Here is a 10175-nt window from a genome sequence, read left to right as displayed (position 1 = left end):
GGAAAGCACTCGTAGGTGTCGTGACCTTACTAACGTAGCCTAGTTAAAGACTTAGACTGGCTATCTCGTCCACTTTTGTCCAGTGTTTAGCGGATAGCAGCAAGTGCCCTCAATTCAGGAAAAAGAAAATCCAAAATTTTCTTCTGCCTTTTTCTGGGCTTTTTACTTTCTGCCGAAAGACGCCGCTGCCTTACCCGAAAGCTCAGCATTGGGTGATTGACAGTCCTCGTTTGTTAAAAAGCCTGCCGAGATTTATTGTATAGATTTAAGAGAGCTTATATGAGAAAAAATGATAAGTTTTATTACGCGGAAGCTGTCAGTAGGCAGTTGTCAGTAGGCAGTTGTCAGTAGGCAGTTGTCAGCCGTCAGTCCAATCCCATCCCGAAGCCCAACTCAACACTTAAAACTCTTCCCTAATCTATGGAAACTTCACCCGATATCAGTGCTGCGGTTCGTCGGCTTTACGATACTTTCCCTTTTCCGCCCGATCCTTTGTCCGACGAACCGCCCCCGGGCTACAACTGGCGCTGGAGTTGGCCTGATGCTTACAATTTTTGCACCGGTCAAAAGCCCCAAAAACTCGATATCCGAATTTTAGATGCTGGCTGTGGCACGGGTTCGAGTACGGATTATCTGATTCACCTTAACCCAGAAGCGTCGGTAACGGCGATCGACCTTAGTTCCGGTGCTTTGAAGGTAGCACAAGAACGTTGTAGGCGATCGGGCGCGCGAGAAGCAGATTTTCGGCACCTCAGCCTGTACGATGCCGATCGACTCGAAGGCGAGTTCGATTTGATCAATTGCGTGGGCGTGTTGCATCATTTGCCCGATCCGATTCGTGGCATTCAAGCACTGGCGGCGAAGTTGGCTCCTGGTGGATTGATGCACATTTTTGTGTATGCTGAATTGGGCCGTTGGGAAATTCAATTGATGCAAAGGGCGATCGCCCTGCTCCAAGGAACTCAAAAAGGCGACTATCCCGATGGTGTGAAAGTCGGCCGTCAAATCTTTGCTTCTTTACCAGAAACCAACCGTCTTGTCAAGTACGAAAAACAGCGTTGGGCGGGAGAAAATCAGCGAGACGAATGTTTTGCGGATATGTACGTTCACCCGCAGGAAATTGACTACAATATTGAGACTTTGTTCGAGTTAATTGATGCTTCGGGATTGGAATTTATCGGTTTTTCAAATCCGGGATATTGGCAATTAGAAAGACTTTTGGGGAAAGCGCCGGAATTGATAGAAAGAGCTCAGGGTTTGACGGAACGAGAGCTTTATCGATTAATTGAATTGTTGGATACGGAAATCACTCATTACGAGTTTTTCTTGGGCAAAAAGCCTGTTAATAAAATTGATTGGTCGGACGATCAGGCACTTTTGGCGGCAATTCCAGAGTTGAGTGGTTGTATGCACGGTTGGCCGAGTCAACAGGTGTTTGATTGCAACTACCAATTGGTCAATTTGTCAAGTGCTGAATTTGAATTTTTGCAAGGTTGTTCACCCCCCCCAGCCCCCCCTTGCCAAGGGGGGGAGAAAGAGGTACAGAAAACTGTGGGAGAGATTTTGGCGGATGTTGAGGTGGGATTGGATGAAGTGCGATCGATCTTATCAAAACAGTTAATTTTGCTAACACCGAGTTGAGTCGTATCGTAGGGTGCGTCAGTTAGTGTTATTTTTGCTAAAAATCGAGAATCTACGAACTGACGCACCCTACAAGAAGAGCCGTAGGGTGCGTCAGTTAGTGTTACTTGCACTAAAAATGGATAATCTCGAACTGACGCACCCTACCATTTCTGTTAAATTCCCAATTAATCAAGGCTTTACAGTTGGAGGATTAACAGCCGTAATTTGTGAATAACGAGCGAAATCAGCAATGTTAAAAGTTAGGATATGGGTTAAACCATGAACTAGCATAGCAGCAACTAGCCGCGCATCATGAACGTTAACACCTATAACCTTATATGTTATCACCAGTCGCTCCCATTCTTGATAAATTGCTTCGGTATCCAACAAGAGAGGAAAAAGCTGTTTTAAGCGATTAATTTCTGCCTCTGCTTCTATTGCAGAACGCCCTAATCCATTTCTCTGGATCGGGCGCGTGCAAACGTTCCAAAACTCGATCAAATTTTGGGGTACGATATAAAGTTGTTCCCCGCGATCGCGCAGAGTAATCACAGCATTAACGGCATCATGATTCATTGGGTGTGCTGTATCGATGCTACGCAGCAGTATGTTTGTATCTACGAGAAACGGCATTTAACCTCTGTCTCCATAAATGCTCTCTCTGCTAATAGCTTCATCTGAAAGAGTGGAGAGATTTAGGGTACGATGACTGTCAACCCATTCTTGAAATGCTATTGACCATTCTGTTGGGGTAGCTGTTTCATAAAATGGACGTTGTTGAGGTTCAATTAGCTGTTTGAGCATCGCATCTAGTAATGGTTTAATCTGATCCGCCGTGCGGCTAGTAATTTTTGCCAAAACTTGAGTAATAGTCTGTATCTCTTGTTGGTGAGATTGCTGAAGATTGTGCAGCATAGTTATCCTTGAGTGCAAGTTTTTGGGTTGATGATAGCAGGGTCGATCGCACTTTTTAAATTGATTGTCATATTATAACTCTAGCCCTAATATTGCTCACACCGAGTTGAGTCGTAGGGTGCGTCAGTTGTCCTTATTTTCGGTAAAAATCGACAATCTACGAACTGACGCACCCTACTTGAACTAGAGCCTGGTAAAATCCCAAATCCCAAATGGATTGACACAGGCCCCCAAATATGGATACGCTTTGAAGTTAGAGGTTGCTTTGCTTGTAGAGGAAGTGGCCCGCGTCGCCCAAAAATCTAGTTGCACTGCCCAAAGCTGCTAGTAACAGCAATGGACAGCTAACCGCCAAACTGGAATCAGCAGTCTGGAGGCTAACGGAGTATCTTAACACTCTCTGTAGCCGCCCTGCTATGCCTTGAAATGCGGGGCGGCTGGGTTTTTGGGTTTTTCTAGAAAACCCAAAACCAGGAGAACATATTATGTCACAGGAATTTTTGCCTGACGATAACGAATCCGATCGCCCAAATGACGACTCAGCAGCAGAATCCGAACAGGATGTGCTGTGTGTAACAATCACAGGTTCGCCCCAGGCTGTCAGGGAAACTATACTCACTTTGTACCGATTGGGATTTGCGGAAGTGGGTGATTGGAGTCAGCTACAGCGTGCAGCCAATCCGAAGCAAGTGATGAGTGTGCTGATTCGCCGTCGGAAGCGCAAAGCGTAGGTGTTTGCTCGTTCCCAGGCTTGAGCCTGGGAACCAGTTAAGAAGACCAACAAATATCAGGCACGTTACTTTACTAAATCAGGATAAGAGCATATCTTAATTTAGAGGCTGAAACCCCTTTAAAAAAGCTAGGCGGGGAAAGGCACATTTCCCCGCCTAAGCCTTGTAACCATTGAAAAACCGATAGTGTGTCACATGAACACTTTATGTGTTATCTTAACTTTTTTGAATAGTTGAGAGGCATTATGGGAAAAGCAAAACAAAGAAAAAAAGCGCGTCGTTTAGGAAAAACATCTACTACACCACAAACCTCAACATCCTCAAACATTTTTTATAGGACTCTTCACCAAATTTCAGAAATTGAAGATGTTGAGTTTCAAAAAAATCGTGAAAATTCACCATATTTGGCGTTACTGTGGTCTGCTCTAGTTGCTTTTCATAATGATATTGACAATTACACATTATTAGAAATTGTAGATTTTTGGAAAAAATACTGGGAAAAAGCTGCATATTTATTAGGTGAAATAGAACTTAGCGAGCATCGACATCTAATATGGATGAGTAATATAAAAACCATGAGATTAATGATTTTAAAAAACTTGGAAAACTCTTTAAAAAACGATAACCAATATTTTTTAGAACATGGAACAACACCTTTTTCATCTATGGCAGAAACGACAATAGAAGTAGCACTGTCTATGTATCGTGCCACCGAGTGTATTATTTACTATGGTAAAAAATTAGTGGTTTATAAAGGGTACGATAGTATCGAATTACAAGGAGAATTAATGATAGCTGTTAAACACGTTATCGGATGCTGGAGTCTTTATCCTTTCCCACATACATTGAGTGTTCCTTTTTCTGATTATAAACAAGCTAAATTAGCATTGAAAAATTATCCTACACCATTGAAAGGTGAGTTAGTGCATTATCATTCTAGTAAACTTGCGAAATTATTGGGATTAACAATTAATGGTAATTACGCCTATCTAATTAAATAACGTCGATCGGACTGCCGCCAATTTTGGAGTCTTATTGGTGGAAAACCCTACTAAATTCGGCAGACATCAAAGCCTGCCTTGCTTTTGCCGCAGACCATGAGAAAACTGATCCGCCTTGGCTATTTCCAACGTCAGGGTTCTTTTTTTCTCCCTACTTGCTCAAACCTGAAATCCTGACCTAAACAAACCAGGATTATTTGCAGCTATAATTGCGATTATTAGTACCAAATATTGCTTTATGGACTACCACGACATCATCACAATTGAACCTGGAAAACGCAGTGGCAAACCATGTATTCGGGGAATGCGAATCACCGTCTACGACATCTTAGAATATCTCGCAGGTGGCATGACGGAAGCAGAAATTCTCGAAGATTTTTCCGAACTAACTTCGGCAGACATCAAAGCCTGTCTTGCTTTTGCGGCTGATCGTGAAAAAAAGTTATTTGTGGCATCCCTGTGAAACTACTGTTGGACGAAAACCTCTCAGATGCAGCCTTATAATATAATTGAAACAGTGCTACCCAGCTTGTTAATTCAATGAAAATCACTGAGGCCGCCGCTTCCCTCGGATGTGTAAACATTTTAATAACAATAGCAATCCTGGAAGGTAAAAGATGATACAAGCCCACAAACAAAAACTTACCTTTGAAGAGTACCTCACCTATGAGGACGACACCGACAACCGCTACGAACTAATTGATGGAGAGTTAGTAACATTGCCGCCCGAATCCGAACCCAACAATGCCATTGTCAGCTATCTGTTTTTAGTCCTCGTCAATAGTGGCATCCCTTGGCGGTGTATCAAAACACATATGTGCGAAATCCAAGTTCCGATCCTGCGGGAGGGCGACGCAGCTAACCGCTACCCAGATTTGGTGGTTTTGCGCCCCGAACACATCTTGCTGACAGCAACCAGGCTAACCATCACCCAAACTATGCCGCCTCCTCAGTTGGTTGTCGAGGTTGTTAGTCCAGGTAGAGTTGGGCGCGATCGCGATTACATTAGTAAACGAGCTCAATATGCAGCGCGGGGTATCCCTGAATATTGGATTGTTGACCCTCAAGAGGAGATAGTAGCGGTACTACGACTAGAATCAGGTGAGTATGTCGAAGTTGGGGTTTTTCAAGGGGAACAAGCGCTGATATCGCCGGCTTTTCCGCAGTTGAACTTGACGGCTGGACAAGTTTTGGGAGGAGAGTTTTAGTTGTAGAATGCGCCAAATTGCATAATTTTCACCTAAGCTACCTTGGGGCAAATTTCGACTTTGACAGTCATACCTACTTTATTGAGCATTGCAATCAGACTGTCAACGGAAAACTGCCCTATTTTACCTTGAGTTAGAGCTTTGATTCGATCGTTGGACTGTTGGAGATGTTGAGCCGTTTGATCGAGAGTCCAACCGCGCTCTTTAATCTGATGAGTCAGGGCGAGAATTAGTTGCGATCGGATTAGTAAGTTATCAGCTTCTTCAGATGAGAATCCGAGATCTAGAAAAATATTATCGGCTGCTTGGGTAATAGTATTTTCGCTCATTGTTCCGGTTCTCTTGAGTTTAAACGATTTTGTAACAACTCTTGGTAGCGTTTCTGCCCAACTTCGATATTTTTCTGGGCTGTTTTCTGAGTTTTCTTTTGGAAGGCGTGGAGTACATAAATAGCTTCTTCAAATCTAGCAATATAGAAAACCCGATAGGCATTTTCTGTCCGAATCCGAATTTCTTCAACGCCTTTACCTACGATCGACATCGGTTTAAAGTCTGGTGGTTGTATGCCCTGCTGGAGAGTCCAAAGTGAAAAACCGGCTTCTTTTCGGGCCTCTTCAGGAAGAGATTGGATTTCTTCGCGGGCAGGGCCAACCCACCGAATCGGCTTGATGGTCATCGAGTTTGTTGAGAATCGAATACTGTGACAATTATACTCAAGTATTGCCTTAAGTATTTTATTTCTTCAGCGCTCTATGTCGGTTAGTTCAGCCGCCGATTTGAGACATTGTGCGGCTGTAATTTCCTTGAGTAGTTCCCGAATCTCGCTGCTTGAAATTAATCTCCGGTTTAATCTCCAATATCTGCTGCACTCGATCGCGCAATTCGCCCGTAGACACCCCATTCCGCAGAGCCGTTTTCAAATCAATTTGCCCCGTTTCGTTCAGCAGACAAGGCCGCAGCCACCCGTCAGCAGACAAACGCATCCGATTGCACCGATCGCAAAAACACTCAGACATCTGACTAATAAACCCCAAAGTACCCTTCGCCCCCGGAATTTGAAACACATCCGCCGGCCCATTTCCCCGCACTCCCGACTCAGCCAACCCGTATTTGTCGCTAATTTGTTGCCGCAAATCTGCCGAAGCTACCCAACCTTTATCGCCAAATAAATCACCATTCCCGATCGGCATAAACTCAATAAATCGAACGTGCCAATTCCGGTTAATAGTTAATTCTGCCAACTCCAATATTTCGCCATCATTCACACCGGGAATCACCACCACATTCAGTTTCAGCGGATCGAATCCAGCTTCATAAGCCGCTTGAATTCCCTGCCAAACTTGCATCCAGCGCGATCGTCCCCGACTACCAATTATCCGATCAAAAGTCTCCGGTTCCAGGGAATCCAAACTAATATTAATCCGGCGCAAACCAGCACTGTAGAGATTTTCCGCCATTCCCGCCAACAAAAAGCCGTTAGTTGTCATTGACAAATCTCGTGTTTCGGGCAAAGATGCGATCGACCCAACCAACTCCACCACCCCAGGGCGCAGCAGCGGTTCCCCACCAGTCAACCGAAACTTAGTAAATCCCACAGGTATGAAAACTTCCCGCAGCAAAGTTAGCAATTCCGAGTGAGTTAGCAACTGCTGCTGCAACACATAGTCCAACTCGCTACCTTCCGGCATACAATAGAGACAGCGGAAATTGCAGCGGTCTATCAAACTAATCCGAAGGTAGTCTACGGGATTCATGTCAATGATTTGTAATATTATTTAATTATAAATGCGGACTCGATTTTCTGCAATTATTGATAGAAAGCAAAAGGGTGCATCTCAATTTGGGAAGGGCGAAGCATTCCGGTAGTCAATCTCTGGCGATAGCTAATAAATCGTCTGCCGGAATGCTTCGCCCCTACGAAGATATTTGCAAAAATGAGATGCACCCAAGAAGCAAAAAAACGACATCGATTTCTCCCTCATCTCTTACTCTGCGCTCTCTGCGCCCTCTGCGGTTAATAAAAAAAATCTAATTTGCAAATCCATATATCTATGACATTCTTTAAATTTGAAGCTGACTTTGTAGAAGCCCTGCGCTGCATCCCAATGCAAGTACGCCTCAAGTTAGATACTTGCGGCATCAAACTCAAGTTGCAAGATTGGAATCATTTTACTCAAGCAGAACGCCAAACACTTGTAGAGCTTCCTTGTGTGACAAGTGCAGAAATTCAAGATTACCGAGAACAGCTAAACCAAATATTAATCCAACATACTGGAAAATGCGGAACCGATTTGGCGATCGACCAAAATCCCCCGTGGATGGATGCTGCAACCATACCAGAATCCGTCACAGCAAAAGCGCAAGAGCTCGGATTGACTGTTACCGATGCCCAGTGGAGCGGTTTGCAGCCGCTACAGCGGTTTGCTTTAATCAAACTTAGTCGATCGAGCCACGAGAATAAAAACTTTCTCCCCGCTGTTCGAGAATTTCACCTCGTTGCATGAGAAGCCGGAATTATTGAATAAGTCCGGCTTCTAGCAGGTTCTAGCCGCGGATTTTACGTTTAACTGCGTCCACCTACTCCTAGCTTCAAGCTTGTTTTTGAGCTAACTTTTGGCGGCGGCGGGCTAAAATCAAACCCCCCAAGGAAAGCAATCCGCCGACTACTGTTGTCGGTTCCGGTACTGCTTCGGAGTTGTCCCAAGTATCCTGTACTATTTCCAGTGGTTGTGACAAGTCGCCGATACTGTCGGATTGATCGATTACGAGCTCCGCGAGAGTAGTTGGGCCAAAGTTTGAGCTAGTTCTAGGTAAGCTATTGAGCACTCCTGTTCCAGCTAATCCGCTGATGGCATTCCGAATCCAGTTGTATTGCGACGAGACGCGAGTAGTAGCAGAAATATCGCCGTAGTCAGCCAACCTCTGGTTGTTCTGGCTGGTAATAAAAGAGTTGACACCGGCCAGGAGTCCGCCGATGAACAGTGCTCCACCGCTATCGCCCCGGGCTAATTGGTATTCTAGGTTGAGAGGGCGAGTCAATGGCTGTGAGGGATCGACCGATCGAGGATCGTCGAAATCTGACACGAGTATTCCGTTGGAATAACCTAATCGACTACCCAGGCCGATCGTATTCTGACCAGCTCGTTTTGTTTTGTATGTTCCTACATTTTCGCCACTTAAGCCATTGCCTGTATTTCCGAACCCGACGTAGCTGCCGACTTGCAAATCTTCGTTAGTACCGGAGTACAGGGTGGCCGGATTAATGTTCGAGATTGAACTGCTGAGCCGATACAAGCCTATGTCAGCGCCTGCACTCGCGTTCCGGTTGCTACTGGCCCATCCTCCGTTCTGAAGTCCCAAATTGATTGAATAGCTGCGCCCGCCAATTGAAAAACCTGCACCAGCAAGACTTTGTTGACCGTTTTCAAAACAGTGCGCTGCGGTTAGTACCCAGTTGGCACTGATCAGGGTTCCCGAACAAAGGGTGAACGTGTTGTTAGCAAATCTCATGTCGAGGCGGCCGACGCTGGCAAATTGGTTTTGGTTGGCGAAGTTTGTGTACTGGGCGTCGGATCGATCGTGCCGAATCGTACCGGCGATCGCGCTGCCACTGAAACCTGCTGCTGCCACAAAGGCTGTTAGCGTTGATGTAATTAGGTTTTGAGTTTTCACAGTAAGCACCGAGATCGATGTTAAATTTGTTGTTCTATTGACCTATCTGGTGCAAAACTCGATTTTTATGCAAAATGTTGGGCTTTGTTACAAATCTTTATATTCGCCAAAAAGCTCCCGTTTTTTTATACTAAGTAAGAAAGATTTTGTGCGCTTCAGGCGATATAAAGTGTGAGTTGGTGCGATCGGGCGGTGGGAGATGTAGAATTATGTCGATCGACCAAAAAGATTTCCGAGTCGCTCGACAACGACAACATGATAAATATTCAGAGAATCTCCGGCTGTCTGCATAAAACCCTTCTAGCTTCTGGTTTCGGAAAGGTTCGGCACGCTTACCTGGGTTCGGTAACTCAGCCAGACTTTTCTCAGAAACCAATCAAAAAATTCATTTTTTTTTAAGTTATGTTACCTGCGCGTGGTATTATTCGATCTGAAGTGTACGAGCTGTAGCTTTTGTCACACTTGTCGCTACAAGACGGTTTCAACCGAATTAATTGTAGTGGGAGTCAACTAACACCGACTGCTTTAAAAGTCAAGTAACCTTGTCAGATCAATCTCGCGCATCCATCGCTGAAACGGGGGACATCTCTCAGACAGGTTCGTCCGAACCGGAGTCCACCGACACTATGCAAGATTTCTACAAACTTCAACAACAGTTGTTTGTGGTCACTCTCGCTTTCACGGGAATAATTTTTATCTCGGTGTGGATTTTTTATTCACTCAACATTGCCCTAAATTATATGCTTGGGGCGATCGCCGGTGTGGTTTACTTGAGAATGTTGGCTAAAGACGTTGAACGCATCGGCCCGCAAAAAACGAGTCTGAGCAAAAATAGGTTAGCTGTATTTATTGGGTTGATTGTAGTATCAACTCAGTTGAAAGAGCTACAGATTTTGCCCATATTTTTGGGATTTCTGACGTATAAGGGCGCGATCGTCTTTTATATGCTGCAAAGCCTGTTTGTTACCGACCCTGCCAATGGGTCAGGCAGTCGGTGAACCCTCCACTGTGTGAACTTCTTGTGA

14 protein-coding genes are annotated in these 10175 nt (G+C 44.8%); 8 read left to right on the top strand and 6 right to left on the bottom strand.

Annotation, left to right across the window (positions count from 1 at the left end; translation table 11 throughout):
- The first annotated feature begins 420 nt into the window (after window positions 1–420).
- The gene (locus JGK14_RS19450; RefSeq protein ID WP_325315394.1) at window positions 421–1641 is read left to right on the top strand and encodes a class I SAM-dependent methyltransferase; all 1221 of its coding nucleotides are present in this window, start codon (window positions 421–423) and stop codon (window positions 1639–1641) included.
- 171 nt (window positions 1642–1812) lie between these two features.
- On the opposite strand, the gene JGK14_RS19445 is transcribed toward JGK14_RS19450, so the two are convergent.
- Window positions 1813–2256, bottom strand: coding sequence for a type II toxin-antitoxin system VapC family toxin (locus JGK14_RS19445; protein WP_325315393.1), 444 nt, complete (start codon window positions 2254–2256; stop codon window positions 1813–1815).
- Window positions 2257–2538, bottom strand: coding sequence for a hypothetical protein (locus JGK14_RS19440; protein WP_325315392.1), 282 nt, complete (start codon window positions 2536–2538; stop codon window positions 2257–2259).
- Window positions 2539–3023: 485 nt separating this feature from the next.
- Between JGK14_RS19440 and JGK14_RS19435 the strand changes: the two genes are divergently transcribed.
- From JGK14_RS19435 to JGK14_RS19420, 4 genes are all read left to right on the top strand, one after another.
- Window positions 3024–3269 (top strand): hypothetical protein, encoded by a 246-nt coding sequence (locus JGK14_RS19435; protein WP_325315391.1) that lies wholly within the window; start codon window positions 3024–3026, stop codon window positions 3267–3269.
- A 245-nt stretch (window positions 3270–3514) separates the two neighbouring features.
- The gene (locus tag JGK14_RS19430) at window positions 3515–4270 is read left to right on the top strand and encodes a hypothetical protein (RefSeq protein WP_325315390.1); all 756 of its coding nucleotides are present in this window, start codon (window positions 3515–3517) and stop codon (window positions 4268–4270) included.
- Between the two features lie 238 nt (window positions 4271–4508).
- Window positions 4509–4733: a DUF433 domain-containing protein gene (locus JGK14_RS19425; RefSeq protein ID WP_106332354.1), complete on the top strand. Its 225-nt coding sequence runs from the start codon at window positions 4509–4511 to the stop codon at window positions 4731–4733.
- A gap of 154 nt (window positions 4734–4887) precedes the next feature.
- Window positions 4888–5478, top strand: a complete 591-nt coding sequence (locus tag JGK14_RS19420) for a Uma2 family endonuclease (RefSeq protein WP_325315389.1) — start codon at window positions 4888–4890, stop codon at window positions 5476–5478.
- Window positions 5479–5510: 32 nt separating this feature from the next.
- On the opposite strand, the gene JGK14_RS19415 is transcribed toward JGK14_RS19420, so the two are convergent.
- From JGK14_RS19415 to moaA, 3 genes are all read right to left on the bottom strand, one after another.
- A complete protein-coding gene (locus JGK14_RS19415; protein ID WP_194061433.1) occupies window positions 5511–5807 on the bottom strand; it encodes a helix-turn-helix domain-containing protein in 297 nt (98 codons plus the stop codon).
- Window positions 5804–6154, bottom strand: a complete 351-nt coding sequence (locus JGK14_RS19410) for a type II toxin-antitoxin system RelE/ParE family toxin (RefSeq protein WP_293190979.1) — start codon at window positions 6152–6154, stop codon at window positions 5804–5806. Before JGK14_RS19410 ends, JGK14_RS19415 begins: the two co-directional genes overlap by 4 nt.
- Window positions 6155–6242: 88 nt before the next feature.
- Entirely contained in the window at window positions 6243–7232 is a 990-nt protein-coding gene (gene moaA / locus JGK14_RS19405; protein WP_293324523.1) for a GTP 3',8-cyclase MoaA, read from the bottom strand.
- A 297-nt stretch (window positions 7233–7529) separates the two neighbouring features.
- On the opposite strand from moaA, the gene JGK14_RS19400 reads away from it, so the two are divergent.
- The gene (locus JGK14_RS19400) at window positions 7530–7982 is read left to right on the top strand and encodes a nitrate reductase associated protein (RefSeq protein WP_293180399.1); all 453 of its coding nucleotides are present in this window, start codon (window positions 7530–7532) and stop codon (window positions 7980–7982) included.
- Window positions 7983–8067: 85 nt separating this feature from the next.
- Here JGK14_RS19400 and JGK14_RS19395 read toward each other — a convergent pair whose 3' ends face one another.
- Window positions 8068–9150, bottom strand: coding sequence for a trypsin-like serine protease (locus tag JGK14_RS19395; protein WP_293274693.1), 1083 nt, complete (start codon window positions 9148–9150; stop codon window positions 8068–8070).
- Window positions 9151–9321: 171 nt separating this feature from the next.
- On the opposite strand from JGK14_RS19395, the gene JGK14_RS19390 reads away from it, so the two are divergent.
- Window positions 9322–9549, top strand: a complete 228-nt coding sequence (locus JGK14_RS19390; RefSeq protein WP_293197041.1) for a hypothetical protein — start codon at window positions 9322–9324, stop codon at window positions 9547–9549.
- Between the two features lie 227 nt (window positions 9550–9776).
- Window positions 9777–10148: an ATP synthase subunit I gene (locus JGK14_RS19385; protein WP_293180536.1), complete on the top strand. Its 372-nt coding sequence runs from the start codon at window positions 9777–9779 to the stop codon at window positions 10146–10148.
- The last annotated feature ends 27 nt before the right edge of the window (window positions 10149–10175 follow it).

Source organism: Microcoleus sp. PH2017_28_MFU_U_A (genome assembly GCF_020738035.1).
Classification (GTDB): Bacteria; Cyanobacteriota; Cyanobacteriia; order Cyanobacteriales; family Microcoleaceae; genus Microcoleus.
This window is presented reverse-complemented; position numbering and strand designations above follow the sequence as displayed.

Coding starts and splice junctions, on each gene's coding strand:
- JGK14_RS19410 (WP_293190979.1), bottom strand. CDS start 6,154: ATGACCATCAAGCCGATTCGGTGGGTTGGCCCTGCCCGCGAAGAAATC.
- JGK14_RS19445 (WP_325315393.1), bottom strand. CDS start 2,256: ATGCCGTTTCTCGTAGATACAAACATACTGCTGCGTAGCATCGATACA.
- JGK14_RS19385 (WP_293180536.1), top strand. CDS start 9,777: ATGCAAGATTTCTACAAACTTCAACAACAGTTGTTTGTGGTCACTCTC.
- JGK14_RS19435 (WP_325315391.1), top strand. CDS start 3,024: ATGTCACAGGAATTTTTGCCTGACGATAACGAATCCGATCGCCCAAAT.
- JGK14_RS19400 (WP_293180399.1), top strand. CDS start 7,530: ATGACATTCTTTAAATTTGAAGCTGACTTTGTAGAAGCCCTGCGCTGC.
- JGK14_RS19440 (WP_325315392.1), bottom strand. CDS start 2,538: ATGCTGCACAATCTTCAGCAATCTCACCAACAAGAGATACAGACTATT.
- JGK14_RS19425 (WP_106332354.1), top strand. CDS start 4,509: ATGGACTACCACGACATCATCACAATTGAACCTGGAAAACGCAGTGGC.
- JGK14_RS19430 (WP_325315390.1), top strand. CDS start 3,515: ATGGGAAAAGCAAAACAAAGAAAAAAAGCGCGTCGTTTAGGAAAAACA.
- JGK14_RS19450 (WP_325315394.1), top strand. CDS start 421: ATGGAAACTTCACCCGATATCAGTGCTGCGGTTCGTCGGCTTTACGAT.
- moaA (WP_293324523.1), bottom strand. CDS start 7,232: ATGAATCCCGTAGACTACCTTCGGATTAGTTTGATAGACCGCTGCAAT.
- JGK14_RS19415 (WP_194061433.1), bottom strand. CDS start 5,807: ATGAGCGAAAATACTATTACCCAAGCAGCCGATAATATTTTTCTAGAT.
- JGK14_RS19420 (WP_325315389.1), top strand. CDS start 4,888: ATGATACAAGCCCACAAACAAAAACTTACCTTTGAAGAGTACCTCACC.